The organism is Bradyrhizobium valentinum (assembly GCF_001440405.1).
GTDB classification, from domain to species: domain Bacteria; phylum Pseudomonadota; class Alphaproteobacteria; order Rhizobiales; family Xanthobacteraceae; genus Bradyrhizobium; species Bradyrhizobium valentinum.
This window is the reverse complement of sequence record NZ_LLXX01000017.1, coordinates 24722-48618: the sequence shown is the minus strand read 5'-3', so window position 1 is coordinate 48618 and position 23897 is coordinate 24722. Positions and strand designations below refer to the sequence as shown.

Sequence of the window (23897 nt, the reverse complement as noted above, 5' to 3'; positions counted from 1 at the left end):
GGCGGACAGCCGATAGCGCAAGCCTTGCCTCGGTCCTTCCCGACCTGACCAGGGTCGCCGATCCGAACTTGCCAAATCCAGAACCCCGGGCTTTCCGATCTGGTCAGCGTGTCCTCTATGCCTCTGTGATTCATGGAAATCTCTCGCATTCCACTGCAATAACGGGGGTGGAACCGCAAAGTTTCATGATTTCCATCGGCTGGAATAAGCTTGGCCGCGCGCCGCTGCGGCAAAAATCCTTGCCCCGATACGTTTCGACGCCGTGCGCGTCCAAATCGCCTGCCCCGTTTCGGCACGCCCAAAAAAGCACTGCGCCGCGCAAGCGGAGTATGGTCGCTTGGCGGCGCAGGCCTATTCCCCGAGTGATGCAATATCCCAGGCAAGAGTTTTGTCTAAACGGAATGAAAAAGGTTCAACGCGCCGCTTAAAACGATTTGCCGGGCGATTTGGACGCTGAAACGAGGCCCTGCGGCGGGCGTATCTCTTGCGAGGACGGGGGGTGGTCTTCCAGATTTTCCCCGTCATCGGCGACCTCGCTGCATTGCCCCATGCGGCGGGGTCGTTTGGCTGGGCGTCGCCGATGAGCGGCATGGCAGGCTGCGACCGCCAAGGGACAGCAATGGCCTGCCGCTCGCAGGCGCCGACGTGGTGCCTGCTTCTATTGCTGGCGGGTGGGATGCGGCTGGCGCGGCGGTATATGGGTTCTTGACGGCGCGTCCGGCCGGACTGGTTGCGGTATCCTTGAAGGTTCCGGGGCGCGGCCGAGGCTCAAGAGCCGTGTGAGGAAATGGGCGCCATGCTGTTGAAGCGTCGGCAGGATGGGTTCGTAGGCCAGGGCGGTCGTTTGTATCTGCATGCGCAAGGCATAGCGTGCGCCTCTTGACGGACGGTTCAGGTAAAACTGCAAGCACGCGTAAAATTGTAAGCGACGTCAGCGTCTTGATTTGCGATGGGCCGATAAACGATGAGGCCGCTGTTGGGCGGCCTCATCGGAGAGCTAGCTTTCCGGCTGCTCTACATCAGGCGGCCGGGGGCTGGCGTCCGGCGCCTCTTTGCTCTTGGCCGAAAGATCCGCGGCCTTGTCGAGAAAGCCCGCGGCGACATCCGGATCCGTACTGGCCATTGCGAACTTGAGAAAGGTTGCCGCTTGTTCCGTTAGATATTTTTTACCCGGCACAATTTGGTTCCCCGTTACTGACCCGTCGCACATCCGGTGCAATTACGCATTGCGGCGGAATCCGTTCCGGGAGAACGGTACAAAACTGAACTTAAAGCGCGGCCCTGTGTCCGGAAAGGCACGCCAACGGTCGCGGCGTCAGTCCTCGCCCAGGAGTTTTCCGGTTTCCTTATGGATGAAATGAAGCCGGGTGCAGGCGAAACAGACGACACATACGCATTGGGCGCATTGATCTGCTCCGGCGGTGGCTGATCTTTCTTGGGCCGTCCTTGCCGATGCGGGACAGGATCTGAAAGAGGCCGCCAATTGAGGCGGCCTTACGCCGGTGGCTTCAACCCAGGCGAGGTCAGCCATTCGTTGATATGGAGCGCGGTCTCTGCCTGCCGCGCCCTCTTTAGCAGCGCCTCTCGCTCGGGTCCCGGGGGCGTGGCTTCGGCTTCCTGTCGAAGCCTCTCGGCTTCCTTTTCCAGCCGATCAGGGAAAGTCAGCATATCCTCGTAACGGTGGTGCTGCATGGTGCTGCTCCATTCCGTCAGACAAACGCGTGTGCGCAGTCGCGCGTTCTCGTCACCGATAGATGCCGTAGGGCCGCAGGTGACGGGAACAGTGTGCGCCTGGAACTTTACGGGCGCGAGTCATTTATTGGCGATTAGCCGGGATCAGATGGTCGCAGTGGACAGCATGCCGGACTTGTTATGTTCTTACAGGACTAATTTCCTTGATCTGGATCTTGTCACCGCGGCCCGGAAGGCGGGGCCGCGGTGGGCCTACGGGTTTCGAGGTTTCAATATGCTAACGGTAGCCCTTGCACTTGGTCTCTTCTTTGTACTCGCCGTTGCGCTCCCACTTGCGTTCGATCTTGCAGGGGCCGCGATAGAACTCCTGCTTGTATTCGCGGGCTTCGTTGTAGCTGCGCCCGTAGTAGCCGCCGCGATCACCACCCCAGCGGCCCTTGCCGCTCTCGTCTTTCCAGGGGTCCGCGAAAGCCGGGCTGGCTAATAGCGCCGCGCCGATCATCAACGTCCATTTCATTTCCCGTCTCCTCCAGATTGCGGTCGGGATAACTTGGTAGATCGGGAATCGTTCGAGCTTGGCACACCAGGGTCAAATACGGACAGCAACCTAAGGCACTCGCCGAAATAGGCCACCCGCCAATTCAAATCAGGCCACCGAAAACCACAATGTCGGAAGCCGGACAGACGGGGCCGGAATTGGGGTTTAATGCGTGGCCGGGCGGCCGGGATGCCGCCCGGCCATTAAAGGACGGCCCCAGCAATTGCTGCTCAGGGGGGACGGCTGCAATGACGGATCGATCCCATGAGGTCCCGCAGGATCTCCGTATTCTCGTCCGCATTGTCTCGGCTTGCACATTAGGCCTCTGGGCATTTGCAGCAGGTTTGCTGATCGGGGTCTTTCTGTTTTCGTGATCCTGCTTTTCCTTTCCTCTCAGGCGAGCAACGGTCTGGCCGAAATAGGCCACTCGCTGGATCAAACTAGGCCACTAATGCAAACAGCGCCCCCAAGCCGAATAATGCTTGGTGGCGCTGTGCTGAATCCGGACAGTGCAATCCCCCGGCAGATATCTGTCAGCACAGGGCGTGCCAAGGTTCAAAGTGGGCCACTGTGCCGAGCAACAAAAAGAACATATTGCGAACGGAGAACAAACGTGGTACAGGTTCCTGCACGCCATCGAATCCCGAACTTGCCCAACGTCCGTTTGTCCCGCTCGCGAATCCCCGCCATAAGGAGCACGTATTATGTCCGCCACTGCCCTGCGTATCGTTGAAGGATCCTCCATGGATAAGACCAAGGCCCTGTCTGCCGCGCTCTCTCAGATCGAGCGCCAGTTCGGCAAGGGCTCGGTGATGAAGCTGGGCAAGAACGACCGCTCGATGGACGTCGAGACCATTTCCTCGGGCTCGCTCGGGCTCGATATTGCGCTTGGCGTCGGCGGCCTGCCGAAGGGGCGGGTGGTCGAAATCTACGGGCCGGAATCCTCAGGGAAAACCACGCTGGCGCTGCACACGGTGGCGGAAGGGCAGAAGAAGGGCGGCATCTGCGCCTTCATCGACGCCGAACACGCGCTTGACCCGGTCTATGCGCGCAAGCTCGGCGTCAACATCGACGAACTCCTGATCTCGCAGCCGGACACCGGCGAGCAGGCGCTGGAAATCTGCGACACGCTGGTGCGCTCTGGCGCGGTCGACGTGCTGGTGGTCGATTCGGTTGCGGCGCTGGTGCCGAAGGCCGAACTCGAGGGCGAGATGGGTGATGCGCTGCCCGGCCTGCAGGCGCGGCTGATGAGCCAGGCGCTGCGCAAGCTGACCGCCTCGATCAACAAGTCCAACACCATGGTGATCTTCATCAACCAGATCCGCATGAAGATCGGGGTGATGTACGGCTCGCCGGAAACCACCACCGGCGGCAACGCGCTGAAATTTTACGCCTCCGTCCGCCTCGACATCCGCCGCATCGGCGCGATCAAGGAGCGCGACGAAGTGGTCGGCAACACCACCCGCGTCAAGGTGGTGAAGAACAAACTGGCGCCGCCCTTCAAGCAGGTCGAGTTCGACATCATGTATGGCGAAGGCGTCTCCAAGATGGGCGAGATCCTCGACCTCGGCGTCAAGGCCGGCATCGTCGAGAAATCCGGCGCCTGGTTCTCCTATGACAGCCAGCGGCTGGGGCAGGGACGCGAAAACTCAAAAGCGTTCCTCAAGGCCAATCCCGACATGGTCGCCAAGATCGAGACGGCGATCCGCCAGAACTCCGGCCTGATCGCCGAGCAGATCCTCGCCGGTCCCGCCGAGCGCGACGCCGACGGCGAGGAGCCGGCGGGCGACGAATAAAGCATGATCCGGAAAAGTGGGTACCGGTTTTCCGGAAAGATCATGCTCACTTAAAAAAAAGTTTCCGACGCTTCAGACCGGCAAGGTTTGAAACGCGACAGGCGGGTGCTGCGGACGTGGAGTTGCCGACGTCTTCAGCGCCCGTTTTGTTTTGTGTAGTGGATGGGTGTGATGAAGCCTCTGATCCTGACCGGCTGGATGATCCCGGAATTCACCGAGCCGGAATTCGCCGATCTCGTGCTCAATTTCTTCTTTCGCTTTGGCTGGGGACCGTTGCCTTCGCCGGACGAGCTCGCAACCTATCTCGGCCCAGGCACACCGGACGTGAAACACGGGCATCACTGGTCGGACTTTGCTACCGGGGGGAACAGGAGCAAAAATAGCGATCGCGAGGATCTCGATCTCAGCCTGGCTGAATTCTGTCAGCACTACGAGAGGGTCGAACTGTGGTTCGACACGCAACCCAATGCTCAGTTGCAGTTGGTCTGGTTGCTCGATTACTTCCGGTCGTATCCGGAGACCGTCGCCAAGTTGAAGTTTTGTCTGGTTGACCTCGCGATGATCGAGCTTGAACGACTAGGCAAGTGGCGGCCGCCAATTGTCGATGTCACCGAAAAGGAACTTGAGACGGCCAGCGCGGCCTGGCAGGCATATCGGGCGCCGACGCCGGAGGCATGCTTCGATCTGCTCGGCCAGGATCTGAGCGCCTTGCCGCTCCTCAGACCCGTCTTGATCGATCTGCTCGAAGAGTTGCCGTCAAGTTCGACGGGGCTTGGCGCCACGGAAATGCGGATGCTTGAGCTGATCGCGCGGGGATACTCGCTCACGAATGCGCTTTTTCATCTCAGACAATTGCGGCAAACGCGCATTTTCGGTGAGTGGGAGTACGGGTACCTGCTGGATGGGCTTGCGTTTGGCCCGCGTCCGGCCGTGACAGGCCTCGACGAGCAACTGCGCACGCTCAGCCGCGAAAATTTACGGGACCGGCACGGGGCTTACCTGCGAAGCGAGCTGTCGCTGACCGAATTCGGCAAGGCTGTTCTCGCCCATAAGGAAGACTTCAGCCGGCACAATCCGATCGATCGCTGGTGGGGCGGCACGCACCTGACCAACGATAATCTCTGGCGCTGGAATCCGGCGCTGGTGAAGCCGTAGCGGCGCGACCGTAGGATGGGTAGAGCGAAGCGAAACCCATCATCGTGCGGCACTTGCGGATAAGAATGATGGGTTTCGCTTGCGCTCTACCCATCCTACGAGAGCCTCACTCCGCGGCTTGCGCGTAGTCCGCCACCGGCGGACACGAGCACACCAGATTGCGATCGCCATAGACGTTGTCGACGCGGCCGACCGGGGACCAATACTTGTCCGTGCGTGAGACGCCGTCGGGGAAACAACCCGTGGCGCGGCTGTAGGCGCGGCTCCACGCATCATCGACAATGTCGTGCACGGTGTGCGGGGCGTGGCGCAAGGGCGAGGCTTCGACCTTCCAGCGGCCGATCTCGATCTCCGTGATCTCGCTTCGGATCGCGATCATGGCATCGCAGAACCGATCCAGCTCCGCCTTGGATTCCGATTCGGTCGGCTCGATCATCAGCGTGCCCGGCACCGGGAAACTCATGGTCGGCGCGTGGAACCCGTAGTCGATCAGGCGCTTTGCAATGTCGTCGACGGTGACGCCGCTGGTGGTCTTGAGCGGGCGGGGATCGACGATGCATTCATGCGCGACGCGTCCCTTGGCGTTCCGGTAAAGCACCGGGAAATGCGGATCGAGCCGGTTCGCTATGTAGTTGGCATTGAGGATCGCGATCTCGGTGGCGCGCCTCAGGCCTTCGCCCGACATCATCAGGATGTAGATGTAGGAGATCGTCAGGATCGACGCCGAGCCTGATGGCGCCGCCGACACCGGTCCGACCGGGTGCGGCACCGCGCCGTCGGTTGCGGGATGGCAATTTGAAGGATGACTTGTTGAAAGATGACTTGGCAGATAGGGCGCCAGATGCGCCTTCACGCCGATCGGCCCCATGCCCGGGCCGCCGCCGCCATGCGGAATGCAGAACGTCTTGTGCAGGTTGAGATGGGAGACGTCGGCGCCGTAATCGCCGGGCCGCGACAGACCGACCTGCGCGTTCATGTTGGCGCCGTCGAGATAGACCTCGCCGCCATGGCTGTGAACGATGTCGCAGATCTCCGTGATGTGCTCCTCGAACACGCCATGCGTCGAGGGATAGGTGATCATCACGGCGGCGAGATTCTTGGAATGCTTCTCCGCCTTGGCGCGGAGATCGTCGACATCGACGTCGCCCCTGATGTCGCAGGCCGTCACCACCACCTCCATGCCGGCCATGTGGGCGGAGGCCGGATTGGTGCCGTGCGCGGAGGAGGGGATCAGGCACACCTTGCGGTGCGGCTCGCCGCGGGCGGCATGGTAGGCGCGGATCGCGAGCAGCCCGGCATATTCGCCCTGCGCGCCGGAATTCGGCTGCAGCGAGATCGCGTCATAGCCGGTGATGTCGCACAGCCATTGTTCCAGGCGCTTGAACAGCGCGTGGTAGCCGCGCGCCTGCTCCGCTGGAGCAAACGGATGCAGGTTGCCGAACTCGGGCCAGGTCAGCGGAATCATTTCCGTGGTCGCGTTCAGCTTCATGGTGCAGGAGCCGAGCGGGATCATCGCGCGGTCGAGCGCGAGGTCGCGATCACTGAGCTTGCGCATATAGCGTAACAGCTCGGTCTCGGAGCGGTGCGCGTGGAACACCGGATGGATGAGGAAGGCGCTGTCGCGCTTCAGTTCTGATGGCAACGTCTCGCGCGCGCTTAGTTCGACATCCGCATAGGACAGCTTGCCGCCGAACGCGCGCCACACCGCCTCGACGATATCAGGCGTTGTAGTCTCGTCCACGGCGATGCCGAGCGTGCCGGTACCAATCCGCAGATTGATCCGTTCCGCGAGCGCCCGCGCGATGATCTCGCCCTGCTTCGCGCCGGCCTGGACGGTGAAGGTATCGAAGAACGCCTGCGACATCGGCGCAAAGCCGAGCTTTGCAAGCCCCGCCGCCAGCACCACGGCGCGGCGGTGCACCGTGCGCGCGATATGCGTCAGCCCTTCCGGGCCGTGATAGACCGCATACATCGAAGCGATCACCGCCAGCAGCACCTGCGCGGTGCAGATGTTGGAGGTGGCCTTTTCGCGGCGGATATGCTGTTCGCGGGTTTGCAGCGCCAGCCGATAGGCGGGTGCTCCCCGCGAATCCACCGACAGTCCGACGATGCGGCCGGGCAGCGAACGCTTCAGCGCATCGCGCACCGCCATATAGGCGGCATGCGGGCCGCCATAGCCCATCGGCACGCCGAAGCGCTGCGCCGAGCCGATCGCGATATCGGCGCCGAGCTCGCCGGGCGAGGCGATCAGCGTCAGCGCCAAGAGATCGGCGGCGATGACGGCCAGCGCTCCCTTGGCGCGCAGCGCCACAATCGCCAGCCTGAGGTCGCGAACCGCGCCGGATGTTGCCGGATATTGCAGCAGGCCGCCGAACACCTCGACGGAATCGAGATCGGTGAGGGGATCGCCGACGACCAAATTCCAGCCTAGCGGCTCAGCGCGGGTGCGCAGCACCGCGAGCGTCTGCGGATGCACCTCGGCATCGACAAAGAACGATTTGGTCTTTACCTGCGAGGCGCGCTCGGCCAGCGCCATGGCCTCGGCCGCGGCGGTCGCTTCATCGAGCAGCGAAGCGTTGGCGACGTCGAGCCCGGTGAGGTCGCAGATCATGGTCTGGAAGTTGAACAGTGCTTCCAGCCGGCCCTGGCTAATCTCGGGCTGATACGGCGTATAGGCCGTGTACCAGGCCGGGTTCTCCAGAATGTTGCGCTGGATCACCGCGGGCAGGATGGTGCCGGAATAGCCTTGGCCTATCAGCGAGGTGAACACCTGGTTCTGCGCCGCGAGTTCGCGCATATGCGCCAGCGCCTCGGTTTCGCTCAACGCGCGGCCGAGATCGAGCGGCGCCTTCTGCCGGATCGACGACGGCAGCGTCTGGCTCATCAGTTCAGCGAGGCTTTTCGCGCCGACGCTGTCCAGCATCGCGCTGATGTCGCGGGGCGAGGGGCCGATATGGCGGCGCACGAAATCGGTGGCGGCTTCGGCTGTTGTCTTGAGCGGCGCGTTCATTGGTGCCTCGCTGGAATTTGCAAACTTCGGTGTCATCGTCCGCGAAGGCGGACGATCCAGTACGCCGGGACGTCTCGGTTCAATCGCTGATGTCGGTGGTTACTGGATGCCCCGCCTGCGCGGGGCATGACGGTTAAGGTCATGCGTCCCTCACGCCGTGTGTGCCTTGTAGGCGGCTTCATCCATCAGGCCGCCGAGTTCGCTCTTGTCCGCAATCTTGAGCTTGAAGAACCAGGCCTTGCCGCCGGCGTCGGAATTCACCAGTGCCGGTTCGGCGGCGAGCGCTTCGTTGACCTCGACCACCTCGCCCGAGATTGGCGCGTAGACGTCGGAGGCGGCCTTTACCGATTCGACCACGGCGGCAGCCTCGGCCTTCTTCAGTGAGCGGCCGACCTTGGGCAGTTCGACGAACACGACGTCGCCGAGCTGCGATTGCGCATAGTCGGTGACGCCGATGGTGGCGACATCGCCCTCGATGCGGAGCCATTCGTGGTCTGATGTGAACAACGTCGTCATGAAACTTCCTCTGGTGAATCAGCGTTTATAGGTGTTGGGAACGAAGGGCATGGCCGCGACCTGCAGCGGCAGGCGCTGGCCGCGCACTTCGGCAAAAACTAACGTGCCGTTGGCCGAGAGCGACGTCGGCAGATAGCCCATCGCAACCGGCGCATTCAGGCTCGGGCCGAAGCCGCCCGAGGTGACCTTGCCGACGGCCTCGCTGGAGGCCGCATCCGCAAACAACAGCGCGCCCTCGCGCACCGGGGCGCGGCCCTCGGCGCGCAAGCCGACGCGGCGGCGCGATGCGCCTTTTTCGAACTGCGAGAGGACCTTGTCCGCGCCGGGAAATCCGCCCGCGCGGGCGCCGCCGGTGCGGCGGCTTTTCTGGACCGACCATTCCAGCGCGCCTTCGACCGGCGTCGTCGTGGTGTCGAGGTCGTGGCCGTAGAGGCAAAGGCCGGCTTCCAGCCGCAGGCTGTCGCGCGCGCCAAGTCCAATCGGCAGCACCTCGGGGTTTTCGAGCAGCATCGTCACCAAGGCCTCGGCCTGTGCGGCCGGTACCGAAATCTCAAAACCGTCCTCGCCGGTATAGCCGGAGCGCGAGACGAAGCAGTCGAGGCCGGCGACCTGGCGCGGGCCCGTATCCATGAACCGCATCGCCGACACGTCTGCACCAAGTTTCGCCAAAGCCTGTTCGGCCTTCGGTCCCTGCAGCGCGATCAGGCCGCGATCGGCCAGCGAATCGATGATGCAGGTATCGGAGAGATGCGCGCGCAGATGCGCCTCGTCCTCGGCCTTGCAGGCGGCATTGACGACCAAGAACAGATGGTCGCCGAAATTCGCCACCATCAGATCGTCGAGAATACCGCCGTCTTCATTGGTGAACTGGGCGTAGCGCTGCCGTCCTGGCGCAACGGCCACGATGTCCTGCGGCACCAGCCGCTCCAGCGCCAGCGCCGCATCCTCCACCTTGCCGGATTTGGGCCGCAGCGCGAGCTGGCCCATATGCGAGACGTCGAATAGCCCGGCGGCGCTTCGCGTGTGCAGATGTTCCTTGAGCACGCCGGCCGGGAATTGCACCGGCATCTCATACCCGGCGAAGGGAACCATCTTGCCGCCGCGCGCCACGTGGAGCCCGTGCAAGGGAGTGCGCTGTAGGGAAGATTTGTCTTGTGCCAGCATCCGTCAGGCCCTCATGGGTTCCGGAGACCAGCCTCCGAAAACCCAAAGAAAGCCCCATCTGTCGCTGTGCCTGAGAGTATTATCCCGTCGGCGGACGCCCTGGGCCAAAGCCGCCCGGCGTCACTTTCCAGATGCTATTTCGTCACGCGGTCCATTTGCCTGAGAGTTTCCGGGGCGGTTGCTCCTTCGGCGCCGGCGCTTAAGCCGATCTCTCCCGACGTGACGTCTAGAATATAGGTAGGGAAACACAGGCTTGCCAAGCCTGTCAACGCAGCCGCAGCATTATCAACGGGATGTGCGTGCCCATCTTGTGTGCTGCGGCAAGCCTATGATCCGCCTGCACAGTTTCTGGACACCGCAGGCCGCCTTGTCTAAAAGCGTTCCCGCCGGAAGATTAAGGCTGTTTGCAGGTCCGACCCGGCCCCATTTCCGATTGGATGAACATGAGCGGCGTCAACGAGATCAGGTCGAAATTTTTGGATTTCTTTGCGGAGAACGGCCACGAGATCGTGCCGTCGTCGCCGCTCGTGCCGCGCAACGACCCGACCCTGATGTTCACCAATGCCGGCATGGTGCAGTTCAAGAACGTCTTCACCGGCGTCGAGAAGCGGCCCTATCAGCGCGCCACCACCTCGCAGAAATGCGTGCGCGCCGGCGGCAAGCACAACGACCTCGACAATGTCGGCTACACCGCGCGGCATCACACCTTTTTCGAGATGCTCGGCAATTTTTCGTTCGGCGACTACTTCAAGGACCGCGCGATCGAGCTTGCCTGGAATCTGGTGACGAAGGAATTCGGCCTGCCGAAGGACAAGCTGACGGCGACCGTCTATATCGACGACGACGAGGCCTTCAATCTCTGGAAGAAGATCGCTGGTCTCCCGGAGTCGCGCATCATCCGCATCGCCGGCTCCGACAATTTCTGGCAGATGGGCGACACCGGCCCGTGCGGGCCGTGCTCGGAAATCTTCTACGACCACGGCGACAAGATCTGGGGCGGTCCTCCCGGCTCGGCCGAGCAGGACGGCGACCGCTTCATCGAGATCTGGAACCTCGTGTTCATGCAGTTCGAGCAGCTCGAAGGCGGCGTGCGCAATCCGCTGCCGAAACCGTCGATCGACACCGGCGCCGGACTGGAACGCGTCGCGGCGGTGCTGCAGGGCAAGCACGACAATTACGACATCGACCTGTTCGTCGCGCTGATCCGCGCGATCTCGGAATTGACCGGCGCCGACCCGCAAGGCGAGCAGAAGGCCTCGTTGCGCGTGATCGCCGACCATCTGCGCGCGTCCTCGTTCCTGATTTCCGATGGCGTGCTGCCGTCCAACGAGGGCCGCGGCTATGTGCTGCGCCGGATCATGCGCCGCGCCATGCGCCATGCGCAGCTTCTCGGCGCGCGTGAACCGTTGATGCATCGCCTGGTCTGGGCGCTGGTGCGCGAGATGGGCCAGGCCTATCCCGAACTGGTGCGCGCTGAAAAGCTGATCGAGGAAACGCTGCGGCTGGAAGAGACGCGGTTCCGCAAGACGCTGGAGCGGGGGCTTTCGATCCTCGACGAAAAGAGCAGTGGCCTGAAGAAAGGCGACATGTTCGACGGCGATACCGCGTTCACGCTGTACGACACCTATGGCTTCCCGCTCGACCTGACGCAGGACGCGCTGAAGTCGCGCGGCATCAGCGTCGATCAGGCGGCGTTTTCGGATGCGATGGAGCGGCAGCGCGAGAAGGCGCGCGCGTCATGGTCGGGTTCGGGCGATACCGCCAGCGAGAACGTCTGGTTCCCCTTGCGCGAAAAACTCGGCGCGACCGAATTCCTGGGCTACGACACCGAGAGCGCCGAGGGCGTGGTGACGGCGCTGGTCAGGGACGGCAAGGATGCCGACAGTCTCAAGTCCGGCGAGAGCGGCGCGATCGTGCTGAACCAGACGCCGTTCTATGCGGAGTCCGGCGGTCAGGTCGGCGACACCGGCGTGCTGTCGGGCGAGGGCGTCAAGTTCCGCGTCACGGATACGCAGAAGAAGGCCGGCGATCTCTTTGTGCACATTGGCACGGTGGAGCAGGGCACGCTGAAGGTCGGCACCGCGCTGCAGCTTGAGGTCGATCACAGCAGGCGCTCCTCGATCCGCGCTCATCACTCGGCGACGCACCTGTTGCATGAGGCGCTGCGGCAGGTGCTCGGCGATCACATCGCCCAGCGCGGCTCGCTGGTCGCGCCGGATCGCCTGCGCTTCGATTTCGTGCATCCGAAGCCGATCACGGCGGAAGAGCTCGCCCGTATCGAGGACATCGCCAACGAGGTCGTGCTCGAAAACGACGAGGTTACCACGCGGCTGATGGCGGTGGACGATGCACGCGAGGCCGGAGCGCGCGCGTTGTTCGGCGAAAAATACGGCGACGAGGTCCGCGTGGTCTCGATGGGCAAGCAGGCCCGCGAGCAAGGGCAGAACGCGCTCGGCTGGTCGGTGGAGTTGTGCGGCGGCACCCATGTGCGCCGCACCGGCGATATCGGTCTCATTTCGGTGACCGGCGAAAGCGCGGTGGCCTCCGGCGTGCGGCGCATCGAGGCGCTGACCGGGCGTCACGCCCGCAAGCACGCCAACGATACCATGGCGCTGGCGAAGACCGCGGCCTTCGAGCTTCGTACCTCGATTGAAGATGTGCCGGCGCGTATCGCGGCGCTGATGGAAGAGCGCAAGAAGCTCGAGCGCGATTTGTCTGACGCGCGCAAGAAGCTCGCGATGGGTGGCGGCGCTTCGGGCGGCAACGGCGCAGCCGGCGGCGTGCGCGAAGCGGGCGGCGTCAAGTTCTTGGCCCGCGCGATCGAGGGCGTCGAGACCAAGGATCTCAAGAGCCTGGTCGACGACGGCAAGAAGCAGATCGGCTCCGGTGTCGTCGCAATTGTCGGCGTCACCGAGGACGGCAAGGCCGGTATCGTCGTCGGCGTCACCGCCGATCTCACGGCGCGGTTCAACGCGGTCGAACTGGTGCGCAAGGGCTCAGAAGCGCTCGGCGGCAAGGGCGGCGGCGGCCGGCCCGACATGGCGCAGGCCGGCGGGCCCGATGGGGCCAAGGCGAATGCGGCGCTGTCGGCGATCGAGCAGGCGATGATGGGCGCTTGAAGCGCAGGCAAGCCGAGGCGTGAAATCATACGCGCTTTGGTCGCGATCGCCAGCGCTGTCGCTGCGGTTGCAATGGCTGATGGCCGACTTGCCGAGCAGGATCTTCGCGCCATCCATCGCGCCTACACGTGGAACAGCACAAAGGCTGACGCCATCTTCATTCGTCACGCTGCGGCCTAATTCGTGGTGATGCTGTAGAGCATCCACGTTGATCGAACCCTCGATGGTGCCACGGACCTTGCGGGCATCATTGGTAGCGGCATTCCGGTAGACAACCCGATCGCTGGACTTACGCGACAGCCGACTTTTGGCGTTCGGGCGAGAGGTGCCAGAATGACCTGGTGGACGATAAAGCCATCTCTATTTGCGTCGATCGCCTTTGGCGCTTCGGTCTGCGTGGCGTCAGCGCAGGACGCCAAGGTTTCGGTCGAGATGGTCGGAGTAGGGAGCATGAGTTGCGCTCACTGGCGATCTACGGAAGAGCATCGGTTAGAGGGTACTGTCTGGATTCACGGTTTCTGGACGGGACTTAATTATGTTGCCGCGGCGAGTGGTCAAACACAGCCGAGAATCAGTGTGTCTTCGATCGTCGCGGAAGTCGAAAAGACATGCGCTCGCAAGGCATCACAGACCTTAGCCAGCGCCGTATGGACGACGTATCTTGAGGCCAAGAGGTAGGGCGCCGATTGTCCGGGCGTCTCATCTGGTCAGGTGTGTCAGGAAGATCTTGCAGGTCCTGCGCCGGCTGATACCGCTGTTCTCCTGCTCTCAGACGATCCTGTTGCGCGCGATGCTGTGCTGTTTTCGTCGTTCTTACACTCTTGCCGGAACTTAGAGGCCGCGGAAAAGTTGGCAGTTGGCCAATTGGGCCTCGGTCTGGAAGGGTGACGATGATCCGCCCGTTATGCGCCGCCCTGGCGCTCTGTCTATCTGCGCCGGCATTCGCCGAGACCTGTATTGCTTCCCGCTATGGCTACGGCGGCGGCCGAACCGCATCGGGGGAGCGGATGAATCCAAATGCGATGACCGCGGCGCATCGCGCCAGACCATTCGGCTCTCAGGTCACAGTCACCTCACATTCCAACGGGCGAAGCGTCACCGTCCGGATAAATGATCGTGGTCCGTTCGTGAGGGGACGGTGCATAGACCTATCCACTGGCGCCGCCCGTGTGCTTGGCATCGCCGGGACTGCGAGGGTCTCTCTCGCTGAGGTAGATAAGCACAAGTGGGAAGCTACGCCGTGAGGGGCTGAAGCATCGCGCCAGGCCGGCTGTCGCCGACAGTGATTCCAAGACGCTATTGCCATGTGATCCCAGATTCTTCCATGATACGGCCATTCTTTGGACAAGACTGAACGGAGTGCCGGCGGCTGGTCGACCTGACCACCGCCGCCTTCGGACGACATTGGACGGAAAAGGGAAACGCCAATGAACTCCACGCCTGCTCCGAACGCAACTGAACCGCACGATGCCCCAGTCGCGCGCGCCGATGAACGGCTTGCTCAGGCCCACGACCAGATCAAGCGCGCGGATGAAGAGCTCGCGCGTTTGAGTGAACAGCTTGCAAAAATCGAGCACGATGCCGCGCGTCCGTCTTCGGCCGGACCTGGGCAGCGATCACTCTCTGGACGGCCGGCGCTCCAGGTCCTCGTCGGCTTGTCGCTCGCGGCATGCTTTATTGTCGCCGGTCTGGTTTGGCATTCGTTCTATGGCGGCGGCACCAAACTGGTCGTCGCCCTTGGGGCGCCACAGGTTGTTTCAACGACAGCATTGCCGCCGGAAAATACGCCGCTCCCCGAGCAGCCCGCTGCATCCAGCGTTCAACTGGCCGCGGCGGAAGCAGCACCCCCGCAAGCAACGCCGTTGGCTCAGACCACAACGGCTCAGACCACAACGCAAGACGCCGCGCCGGCAGCTACCGCAGCGCTTCCCGATCAGTCACAGTTGCTGCAAACGATGGCGCGCGATCTGGCGAATCTGGAGCGAAGCATCGAACAGCTCAAGGCGAACCAGCAACAGCTAGCCAGCGACAATTCAAAAGCCATCGAGGAACTCAAGGCGAGCCAGGAAGAGATAAAACGCGTGCTCGCGAAAGTTTCGGAGCAGAACCTGTCCAAGACGTCACCGCCTCCGGCGCCGCTGGCCCCGACCGTGCGCAAGCCTGAGCGGACGCCTCAGTCGTCGCAGGCGAGACCGCGGCCTCGATACTACCCAAGGGAGTGGATGTACGATGATTGGTAGCCGCCGATGCGGTGCTCATCGAAGTCCTGTCCTGCAACAACGCCTTGATCCCTTGCAGAACGCACCCTGTCGGGTTGCATGATGTCGTCGTCGTTTGTAGCCGCAACGCGCGGCCCAATGCGGACGCGAGGTCGGGATAGTGCGGTGCACAGTTCTATTGCTCGACCTGTTGCTGGCAATTCGGCCCCAGGGCGAGCATAGTTGCGACGTCACAATTCCGGATAGGTTCATCGGCGTTGATGATGTGGACTCTCCCGGTCAACGCCGGTGACCCGCGGTTCGGACAACCGGAGTCCCGCCATGTCTGTTACGGCTTCCAGCGAAACACACCGCCAACACACCTTCAATTCTGCTGAAATGGGCGCCATCGCTCATCTCTACCGGGGCGAAGTCTACCGTTCGACGATCTGGAGGACGCGGCTCGACAACACGACGAACTGGGCGATCGTCACGATGGGTATCGCCCTGTCGACGACCTTTTCGAGCCCGGAGGCTTCGCCGCTGCCACTCCTGCTCGTAGGCCTGCTCATTGCCGTGTTCCTCGGCATGGAGGCGCGACGTTATCGCTACTTCAATGTCTGGCGCGCCCGAGCTCGATGGATGGAGATGAATTTCTACGCGCCAATATTCACCGGTGAAGCCCGCGACGATAGCTGGCAGGCGGTGCTCGGGCACGACTACACGGCGCCCCGCCACCACATTTCGTTTGTCCGCGCGGCGGGGCGGCGGCTGCGTCGCAACTACGTCTGGATTCTCGCCGTCCAGGTGATTGCCTATTACGGCAAGATAGCGATCCATCCGACGCCTGCGTCAACCTTGGCAGAGTTTGTCGATCGCGCCGCAGTCGGACCGATTCCCGGCTGGGTCGTTCTGATAATAGGCTTTGCCTACAATTTCGGCTGGCTGGCGTTCGCGCTCGGCACGATGTGGCTCGACCAACGCGAGCATGGCGTCGACAAGGTGGCGATGGGTTAGCGGTCGGCCCGCGCATGGATGGCAGCGCCGCGACAACGAAGCGGCAAGCATGCGTCAATCGTCGTAACGCCCGCGCCCAAGTTTATCGACGGCATTTAAGCGGCCTTGGCACGGAACCACGGCGCGCCGCAGGCGTTGCAATCGCGGCCGCTCTAATGGGAAACGAACAAAGCGTATCGCTGCGCAGTAAGCTCGAAATAAACAGTCTCTGAACTGCCCGTTCGGCCGACGTTCATATCAACCGCTTAAGGTCTCCATCCAGGAACTGAAAGTTGGTGAACCCCCAGACGTAGTTGCGGGCGGTGGGGCTCGACTCCACGCCACCCAATCTACGCAGGGACACAATCACAATGGAGGAGACATCATGAAGAAGCTTCTTATCTCGGCTGCAGCCGCAGCAATCATGACAGGCGCCGCCTACGCTCAGACGGAGTTTTATGTCGTGCAAGATACCTCCACGAAGAAATGTACCATCGTGGACAAGAAGCCGACCACCACCACCACTGTCGTTGTTGGCGACGGCAAGGTGTTCAAGTCGCGCACCGCTGCTGAAACCGGCATGAAGACCATGAAGGTCTGCGCGAACTAAGAGCGCTAAGGGGGGTGGCGGTGGCGAGAAGCGATGACGCCCCCTCCGTCCGCTCCCATCGAAAAGCGAGAGGCCGCCGAAGCGGCCTTTCTATTCACCGGCACAGAGCAACTGGAGGATTAGGGAATGTTGAAATCAATGCGCAAATATGCGGTCGGTGCCGCAGCGGCAACTGCTCTTTTCGTGTTTCCGATCTCGGCGTTCTCCCAATCCATTGAGTTTGGACCGGGAGGCGTCCGAATGTACGACGGCCGGGGAGGGCAATGCGAGCAATTGCGGCGCGCCTGTGAAAACAAGGACGCGCTAGGGGAGCGGGGCGAAGGAAATTGCCGCAGATACCGCGAGACCTGCCAACGACCAGCTCGCAGGGACGTGTGCAGCGAATTGCGATATGCCTGCCTCAACAAGGACGAATTAGGCGAACGCGGCGAAGGAAACTGCCGCAGGTATCGCGAGACTTGCAGAGGTCAGTTCTAACGGTCGCCAGTTTGCAGTGTTGCGGAGTGGTCCGGCATCGCCCCGGGGCCGCCCGCACACCCGTCACCGAAGGCCGCCTCGGTTGGCGGCCTTCGCGTCAGGTGTCCTGACCACGATGTAGAAATCGTCAGCCCTTGCGCAGGAACACGTAATCCGCCGAGTAGGGGACGCTTTCATAAGTGCCTGCCTTGTAGCAGGCGCCATTGGCCTTTCCACCCACCGTGTTGATCCGTTGCACCGTCGTCACCGGACTGAGAACACCATTGCCGCGCCGGGAAGCTACTGCGAGCTTCAGCCAGGGAATATCCACTGCAACCTGCCCTGGGGCGGTGCCGACGATCTGGCCGACCACCGCACTGCCGTCGCTATACTCCCAGTTCGGTCCGGCATAATGCCGGCCGACCGTCTTGCCGTCCAAGAAAAGCGTCGCGATCGGCTCGCGAAACACCCAGGCGAGTGTGCCGTCGGCGGCGGTCTTGCATTCGTAGATCTGCGCGCCTTCGGCATGCAGCGTGAGAACAGCGGTTTCACCCGGAGCGGCGATGGCCTCGGGAAGCGCTTTCTGGGCGGTCGCGTTGACGAGCGACGCAGCCAGCAAGAAAGAAGCGAGCGCGGTGCTCTTGGGGAACAACACGGGTAAGTGCTCCGTCATTGGTAGGTTATCTATCGTTGCGAGCCAGCGGGCCGCGCGAATGCGCGGCCGACGTCAGGCTCCAAGCAATCATCATGCCTCGCTGAGACATGGATTGCTTGTCGCTCTGGCTTCGCGATGGGAGAGAATGAACGGCGGCTTATGCCGCCATCGCCTTGGCGAGGTTGTCCGAGACCTTGTCGAGGAAGCCGGTCGTGGACAGCCAGCGCTGGTCGGCGCCGACCAGGAGCGCGAGGTCCTTGGTCATGTAGCCTTCCTCGACGGTCGCGACGCAGACCTTTTCCAGCGTCTCGGCGAATTTCGCGAGCTCCGGGTTGTTGTCGAGCTTGGCGCGGTGGGACAGGCCGCGGGTCCAGGCGAAGATCGACGCGATCGAATTGGTCGAGGTCTCCTTGCCCTTCTGGTGCTCGCGATAGTGCCGGGTCACCGTGCCGTGGGCGGCTTCGGCCTCGACGGTCTTGCCGTCGGGCGTCAGCAGCACCGAGGTCATCAGGCCGAGCGAGCCGTAGCCCTGCGCGACCGTATCCGACTGCACGTCGCCGTCGTAGTTCTTGCAGGCCCAGACGTAGCCGCCAGACCATTTCAGCGCCGAGGCGACCATGTCGTCGATCAGGCGGTGTTCGTAAGTGAGGCGCTTGGCTTCGAATTCCTTCTTGAATTCGCGGTCGTAGATGTCCTGGAAGATGTCCTTGAAGCGGCCGTCATAGACCTTGAGAATCGTGTTCTTGGTCGAGAGATAGACCGGATAGCCGCGCAGGAGGCCGTAGTTCAGCGAGGCGCGGGCGAAGTCGATGATGGAATCGTCGAGGTTGTACATTCCCATCGCGACGCCGGCATCGGGGGACTTGAACACTTCCCTCTCGATGACGGTGCCGTCCTCGCCGACGAACTTCATCGACAGCGTGCCCTTGCCGGGGAACTTGAAGTCGGTGGCGCGGTACTGGTCGCCATAGGCATGACGGCCGATGATGATCGGCTTGGTCCAGCCGGGAACCAGGCGCGGAACGTTCTTGCAGATGATCGGCTCGCGGAAGATCACGCCGCCGAGGATGTTGCGGATGGTGCCGTTCGGCGACTTCCACATTTCCTTCAGGCCGAATTCCTTCACCCGGGCCTCGTCGGGGGTGATGGTGGCGCATTTGACGCCGACACCGACCTTCTTGATGGCGTTGGCGGCGTCGATCGTGACCTGGTCGTTGGTCTGGTCGCGGTACTCCATTCCGAGGTCAAAATACAGAAGCTCGACATCCAGGAACGGGTTGATCAGCTTGTCCTTGATGTACTGCCAGATGATCCGGGTCATCTCGTCGCCATCGAGTTCGACGACGGGGTTGGTCACCTTGATTTTTGCCATGATGGAGGGGGCCTTTTCTCGGAAAACCGCGCGTTTGGGCGGGGTGGAGTGATTATAGGCGGCCTATAGCACTGCAAACCGGCGGGCGGAAGCCAAGCCGTTATGCACTTTCAGCCCATCCTTTAGATTAGATTGCTGCCTGGGTCGCCGTCTCCGCCACCACGTGCCAGGTCACGAACAGGCCGCCCGGCAGGCTGGAGTCGTGCGCCAATTTGGCAAATTAGGCCTCCTTGTAAGGCTTTGATCGAACGTTGAGAAATCTTGCGGGCGAATTATTTGCTTGAGAAAATCTCTCCGGCAGGCAATCGAGTAATGCCCTGGCGAGGTGTTGAATCCGGCTGTTCAGAACCTGATTCAATATCTTCAGAAACTGAAACAGAAAGTGAGTTGAGAATGTCCGGTTCGGGCACCGATAAAACCAAGTCTGGTTGGGACTTGGCCGGACCTGTTGTGATCCTCGTCGAGCCGCAGCTCGGCGAGAATATCGGCATGGCCGCGCGGGCGATGGGTAATTTTGCGCTGTCGCGTTTGCGGATCGTCAATCCGCGCGACGGCTGGCCGAACATCGCGGCGCAGCGGGCGGCGGCCGGTGCCGACCAGATTCTGGAACAGGCCCAGTTGTTCGACACGGTCGAGCAGGCGGTCGCCGATCTGACCTTGCTGTTTGCCACCACCGCCCGCGCCCATGACCAGGCCAAGCCGGTGGTCGCCCCGGCGGAAGCGGCGGCCGAGATCGTGGCCCATGTCGGAGCCGGCGGCGGGGCCGGCATCCTGTTCGGCCGCGAGCGCTACGGCCTCCAGAACGAGGAGGTCGCGCTGGCCAACCGGATCATCACCTTTCCGGTCAATCCGGGTTTTGCTTCGCTGAACCTGGCGCAGGCGGTGCTGTTGATTGGCTACGAATGGTTCAAGCTTTCGACCGGGGGTGACCTCCCGTTCACGATGCCGGAACGCTCCGAGCCGGCCTCGCAGCATCAGATGCAGGCCTTCTTCGACAATCTGGTCCGGGAACTCGACAAGGTCGAATTCCTGCGCCCGCGGGAGAAGCGGGAGACCATGCTGGTCAACCTGCGCAACATCTTCACACGGATGGACCCGACCAAGCAGGACATGCACACCCTGCACGGGGTGGTGATGGCGATTGCGGAAGGCCGCAAGGGGCCGGCCAAGGGCGGCGTGCTGGACGGCGAGCAGGCGACAAGGCTGCGCGCGCTATTGGCCGAGCACGGGCAGGGGCCGGCGGTGCCCGGCGACAGCTCGACCGTGCGCGGGCTCGCCCGGCTGCTTCGCCGCAACCCGACCGACGCCGAACGGATCCTGTGGCAGGCGCTGACCCGCGACCGGCGCTTCGCCGGCCAGTTCAAGCGCCAGACTCCCGTCGGCCGCCACATTCCCGATTTCGTCTCCTTCGTGCACCGGCTCGCGATCGAGTTGGTCAACCCGAACGAGTCGGACGCCATCGTCGCCGACCGCGCTGGGCGGCGGGCGTGGCTGGAGGCACGCGACTACCGCGTGATCGAGATGCGGGTCGCCGATGTCGAGGCTGATCTGGCGATGGAACTGGCGCGGCTGGAGGTGAGCCTTCGTGAACGTGGTTAGGCAGCCCGCTCCCTGTCCCTGAGGACACAAACGGGGTAAGCTCGCCTCTGAGGAGCATTTCAAGCGGCTGCAGTCCAATCGAAAACGCAACGCGGAGGTGTGCGATGGCTACATCTGACTGGCGTCTCGAAGGCGAATGGATCAAGAACTGCAATTGCGCGTTTGGCTGTCCGTGCGATTTCAATGCCCTGCCGACCGAGGGCTATTGCAAGGGAATGGTCGGCATGCGGATCACCAAGGGACATTTCGAGAAGACCAAACTCGACGGCCTGGTTTTCGCGGCGACCGTCGATTTCCCCGGCGCGCTGCACGAGGGCAACGGCCAGTTGCAGCCGATCATCGACGAGCGCGCCACGCCTGAGCAGCGCGAAGCGCTGTTCAATATCATGTCGGGCAAGAACTCCGCCGAAGGCACGCTATTCCAGATCCTCAGCCTGATCGTGACCAAAATGCACGAACCGTTGTTCGTGCCGTTCGAGTTTTCGTTCGACAAGAACGGCCGCGTTGCGCGTGTCGTAGCGAAGGGCGTGCTGGAGACCGAGGTCGAGCCGATCAAGAATCCGGTGACCGGCGCGCCGCACCGCATCCAGGTCGTGATGCCCGAAGGGTTCGAGCATCTGGCGGCCGAGGTGGCCTCAGCCAACATCCGCTCGACCGGCGCCATAAAATTCGAAACCAAGGGCACGCACAGCTCGCTGGCGAATGTCGTTCAGACGCCGGAGGGTGTCGCGGCCTAGCGCCGCACCCGAATCCAACTCTACGTGCCGCTCCAGCAGCGGGGTGGATTCATGATGAGGACCTCGGCGCTCGAGCAGACCCTGCGGTACGATCGCCTGATCGTGGCAATCGGAATAGCCACGGTGGTCGCATTCTCCTGGTCCTATCTGCTTGCCGGCGCCGGCATCGACATGAGCATGGCCGACATGCCGATGGACCCGGAGCCGTGGTCGTTGGCCCAGGCATGGCTCATGTTCGCGATGTGGTGGGTGATGATGGTCGCGATGATGGTGCCCAGCGCAGCCCCCATGGTCCTGCTGTTCGCCGCCATCAAGCGCAAGCAGGCGACTGCGGACAGTCCCGTCATCGCAAGCTGGCTATTTCTGGCCGGCTATCTCGTGATCTGGGCAGGCTTCAGCTTGGTCGCAGTCTCGCTGCAGTGGGGACTTGATCAGGCCGGGTTGCTGTCCGGCATGATGGCGAGCACCAGCAGCGTGCTCGCCGGGATCATCCTGCTCGCCGCCGGGCTCTATCAGTTGACGCCGATCAAGCGCGCCTGCCTTCGCTACTGCCAGAGCCCGTTGCTGTTCCTCTCGAGCTACTGGCAACGCGGCGCCATGGGCGCGCTGCGCATGGGATTCCGGCACGGCGCATATTGCGTCGGCTGTTGCTGGTTCTTGATGGCGCTGCTTTTCGTCAGTGGTGTCATGAATCTCGCCTGGGTCGCAGCCGTCGCGATCTATGTCGCCTTCGAGAGGCTGCTGCCGCGCAGCGAATGGCTCAGCCGCGCTGCGGGCGTAGGCCTGATTGTGGCCGGCGCAGTTGTCCTCGCGCGCGGACTGATCGCCACGGCTTCCGCGTCCCTCTAGCTCGTCATCGCCGGTGCCTCAGACGGCGACAAGTTCTGCAGGGCTGCGCTTCGGCTTCTTCATTTTGGACGGCCCGAACAGATTGCCTGCGGCAAGGCCTGCGGTGTCGGCGACGCTGGGATCGCGCGAGACCATGGCGGCGACGATGGCGCCGTCGATCAGCAGCGCGAGCTGATGGGCGAGCACCTGCGGCTCGGCCGCGCCCATTTCACCGGCGAGCTTTTCGATATGCGCCAGCACCACCTTCTTGTGGCGCAGCGCGATGTTGCGGAACTGCTTTTGGTGCTTGTCGTGCTCGGCCACCGCATTGATGAAGGGGCAGCCGTAGAAGCGTTCTTCGGCGAACCAGCGCTTCAGGGCCGGGAAGATGCGCTTAAGCTTTGCCTGCGCGTCGCCGCCGCCATCCTCCATCGCGCCGATGAACCATTCGCGCCACGCCTTGCCTTCGCTTTCCAGCACGGCGTTGACGAGGTTGGTCTTGGAGCCGAACAGTTTGTAGAGCGTGGTCTTTGCGGTGCCGGCTTCGTCGATGATGGCGTCGATGCCTGTAGCGTTGATGCCGTTCTTGCAGAACAGATGCGTCGCCGCACTGAGCAGGCGACTGCGTGCGGATTCCTCATCGCCCGCGGCGAGCTGTTTCTTTCTCGGAGCTGATTTGCCCATGCGCGCCAGTTAATCGAACCGCGGCGCAATCATCAAGCCGCATCTTTGCGTCGAAAGTAATCGCAAGTAGGCGGCAACTGCATCGCGCGTGAGCAACGCGGCGCTGGTCAATTTCCAGGCAGGCATTGCTAAGCGGCGAGAGACGTTTCGGCTTTTGATTTCGGCCGGTTCTGGCACGCTTCATGCAGGAAACAGAACGTTCGGTATCCTACCCCAAGGGAGAGAAATGATGACCGCGGTCGCTCAAAAAACAGTACTTACGGGCTGCCTGGCCCCGATCGACAAGGGTGGGCTGGAGCAGCTCATCGCCAACGGCAAGGCCAATCCGAAGGTCATCAAGACCTTGAAGTGCAAGACGGTGGCGGAAGGCAAATTCCGGCACGCCAACTACATCCGCAACCTCGCGCCCTACATCGTCGACGAGCCGCCGGGCCTCTTGGGCGACGACACCGCGCCCAATCCGTCGGAGGCATCATTGGCGGCACTCGGCTCCTGCCTCGCGGTCGGCCTGCACGCCAACGCCGTTCACCGCGGCTGGATCGTCAACAAGCTCGAACTCGAACTCGAGGGCGACCTCAACATCACGGCGGTGTGGGGCACCGGCGACGTCAGCGAGAAGCCGGTCGGCTTCACCGATGTCCGCGTCAAGGTCGACATGGAATGCGAGGGCATTCCGAAGAGCGAGATCGACGCGCTGGTGACCCACGTCAAGCAATGGTCGCCGGTCGCCAACACCTTCACCCGCCCGGTCGATCTCGAAGTCAGCGCGTAA

At 62.5% G+C, this 23897-nt stretch carries 20 protein-coding genes and 2 riboswitches; of the genes, 11 read left to right on the top strand and 9 right to left on the bottom strand.

The window, feature by feature from the left end; all coding sequences use genetic code 11:
* Nucleotides 1–997 precede the first annotated feature (997 nt).
* From CP49_RS01855 to CP49_RS01845, 3 genes are all read right to left on the bottom strand, one after another.
* Nucleotides 998–1177, bottom strand: a complete 180-nt coding sequence (locus CP49_RS01855; RefSeq protein ID WP_063791610.1) for a hypothetical protein — start codon at nucleotides 1175–1177, stop codon at nucleotides 998–1000.
* 317 nt (nucleotides 1178–1494) lie between these two features.
* Nucleotides 1495–1692 (bottom strand): hypothetical protein, encoded by a 198-nt coding sequence (locus tag CP49_RS01850; protein WP_057848594.1) that lies wholly within the window; start codon nucleotides 1690–1692, stop codon nucleotides 1495–1497.
* Nucleotides 1693–1969: 277 nt separating this feature from the next.
* Entirely contained in the window at nucleotides 1970–2209 is a 240-nt protein-coding gene (locus tag CP49_RS01845) for a hypothetical protein (RefSeq protein WP_057848593.1), read from the bottom strand.
* A gap of 725 nt (nucleotides 2210–2934) precedes the next feature.
* Between CP49_RS01845 and recA the strand changes: the two genes are divergently transcribed.
* Together recA and CP49_RS01835 are read left to right on the top strand one after the other, a co-directional pair.
* Nucleotides 2935–4026 carry a recombinase RecA gene (recA, locus tag CP49_RS01840; protein WP_057848592.1) on the top strand — a complete coding sequence of 364 codons (1092 nt, stop codon included), beginning with the start codon at nucleotides 2935–2937 and terminating at the stop codon, nucleotides 4024–4026.
* 162 nt (nucleotides 4027–4188) lie between these two features.
* Entirely contained in the window at nucleotides 4189–5181 is a 993-nt protein-coding gene (locus CP49_RS01835; protein ID WP_338060321.1) for a hypothetical protein, read from the top strand.
* Nucleotides 5182–5287: 106 nt separating this feature from the next.
* On the opposite strand, the gene gcvP is transcribed toward CP49_RS01835, so the two are convergent.
* From gcvP to gcvT, 3 genes are all read right to left on the bottom strand, one after another.
* Nucleotides 5288–8191 carry an aminomethyl-transferring glycine dehydrogenase gene (gene gcvP / locus CP49_RS01830; RefSeq protein WP_057848591.1) on the bottom strand — a complete coding sequence of 968 codons (2904 nt, stop codon included), beginning with the start codon at nucleotides 8189–8191 and terminating at the stop codon, nucleotides 5288–5290.
* Nucleotides 8192–8341: 150 nt separating this feature from the next.
* Nucleotides 8342–8707 (bottom strand): glycine cleavage system protein GcvH, encoded by a 366-nt coding sequence (gcvH, locus tag CP49_RS01825; RefSeq protein WP_057848590.1) that lies wholly within the window; start codon nucleotides 8705–8707, stop codon nucleotides 8342–8344.
* Between the two features lie 18 nt (nucleotides 8708–8725).
* Nucleotides 8726–9871: a glycine cleavage system aminomethyltransferase GcvT gene (gene gcvT, locus CP49_RS01820; RefSeq protein WP_057848589.1), complete on the bottom strand. Its 1146-nt coding sequence runs from the start codon at nucleotides 9869–9871 to the stop codon at nucleotides 8726–8728.
* A gap of 55 nt (nucleotides 9872–9926) precedes the next feature.
* Nucleotides 9927–10005, bottom strand: a riboswitch (glycine riboswitch).
* Between the two features lie 3 nt (nucleotides 10006–10008).
* Nucleotides 10009–10099: riboswitch (glycine riboswitch) on the bottom strand.
* A gap of 215 nt (nucleotides 10100–10314) precedes the next feature.
* On the opposite strand from gcvT, the gene alaS reads away from it, so the two are divergent.
* The 5 genes from alaS to CP49_RS01800 all read left to right on the top strand — a co-directional run bounded on the left by alaS (nucleotide 10315) and on the right by CP49_RS01800 (nucleotide 16794).
* Nucleotides 10315–12990, top strand: a complete 2676-nt coding sequence (alaS, locus tag CP49_RS01815; protein ID WP_057848610.1) for an alanine--tRNA ligase — start codon at nucleotides 10315–10317, stop codon at nucleotides 12988–12990.
* Between the two features lie 890 nt (nucleotides 12991–13880).
* The gene (locus tag CP49_RS42200) at nucleotides 13881–14234 is read left to right on the top strand and encodes a septal ring lytic transglycosylase RlpA family protein (protein WP_082645825.1); all 354 of its coding nucleotides are present in this window, start codon (nucleotides 13881–13883) and stop codon (nucleotides 14232–14234) included.
* A 183-nt stretch (nucleotides 14235–14417) separates the two neighbouring features.
* Complete coding sequence (locus tag CP49_RS01810; protein ID WP_057848588.1) at nucleotides 14418–15230, top strand: hypothetical protein; 813 nt, start codon at nucleotides 14418–14420, stop codon at nucleotides 15228–15230.
* A gap of 300 nt (nucleotides 15231–15530) precedes the next feature.
* Nucleotides 15531–16205 (top strand): DUF2270 domain-containing protein, encoded by a 675-nt coding sequence (locus CP49_RS01805; protein WP_057848587.1) that lies wholly within the window; start codon nucleotides 15531–15533, stop codon nucleotides 16203–16205.
* A 364-nt stretch (nucleotides 16206–16569) separates the two neighbouring features.
* On the top strand, nucleotides 16570–16794 hold the full coding sequence (locus CP49_RS01800; RefSeq protein WP_057848586.1) for a hypothetical protein: 225 nt from the start codon (nucleotides 16570–16572) through the stop codon (nucleotides 16792–16794).
* Between the two features lie 604 nt (nucleotides 16795–17398).
* On the opposite strand, the gene CP49_RS01795 is transcribed toward CP49_RS01800, so the two are convergent.
* Nucleotides 17399–17902, bottom strand: a complete 504-nt coding sequence (locus CP49_RS01795) for a DUF3455 domain-containing protein (RefSeq protein ID WP_420807584.1) — start codon at nucleotides 17900–17902, stop codon at nucleotides 17399–17401.
* A 160-nt stretch (nucleotides 17903–18062) separates the two neighbouring features.
* Nucleotides 18063–19277: an NADP-dependent isocitrate dehydrogenase gene (locus CP49_RS01790; protein WP_057848584.1), complete on the bottom strand. Its 1215-nt coding sequence runs from the start codon at nucleotides 19275–19277 to the stop codon at nucleotides 18063–18065.
* Nucleotides 19278–19670: 393 nt separating this feature from the next.
* Between CP49_RS01790 and CP49_RS01785 the strand changes: the two genes are divergently transcribed.
* From CP49_RS01785 to CP49_RS01775, 3 genes are all read left to right on the top strand, one after another.
* Entirely contained in the window at nucleotides 19671–20876 is a 1206-nt protein-coding gene (locus tag CP49_RS01785) for a TrmJ/YjtD family RNA methyltransferase (RefSeq protein ID WP_057848583.1), read from the top strand.
* Between the two features lie 104 nt (nucleotides 20877–20980).
* Entirely contained in the window at nucleotides 20981–21613 is a 633-nt protein-coding gene (locus CP49_RS01780) for a DUF1326 domain-containing protein (RefSeq protein ID WP_057848582.1), read from the top strand.
* Between the two features lie 51 nt (nucleotides 21614–21664).
* Complete coding sequence (locus tag CP49_RS01775; protein ID WP_057848581.1) at nucleotides 21665–22462, top strand: DUF2182 domain-containing protein; 798 nt, start codon at nucleotides 21665–21667, stop codon at nucleotides 22460–22462.
* Between the two features lie 18 nt (nucleotides 22463–22480).
* On the opposite strand, the gene CP49_RS01770 is transcribed toward CP49_RS01775, so the two are convergent.
* Nucleotides 22481–23125, bottom strand: a complete 645-nt coding sequence (locus CP49_RS01770; RefSeq protein WP_057848580.1) for a TetR/AcrR family transcriptional regulator — start codon at nucleotides 23123–23125, stop codon at nucleotides 22481–22483.
* A gap of 229 nt (nucleotides 23126–23354) precedes the next feature.
* Here CP49_RS01770 and CP49_RS01765 point away from each other — a divergent pair, with 229 nt between their 5' ends.
* Nucleotides 23355–23897, top strand: a complete 543-nt coding sequence (locus CP49_RS01765) for an OsmC family protein (protein WP_057848609.1) — start codon at nucleotides 23355–23357, stop codon at nucleotides 23895–23897.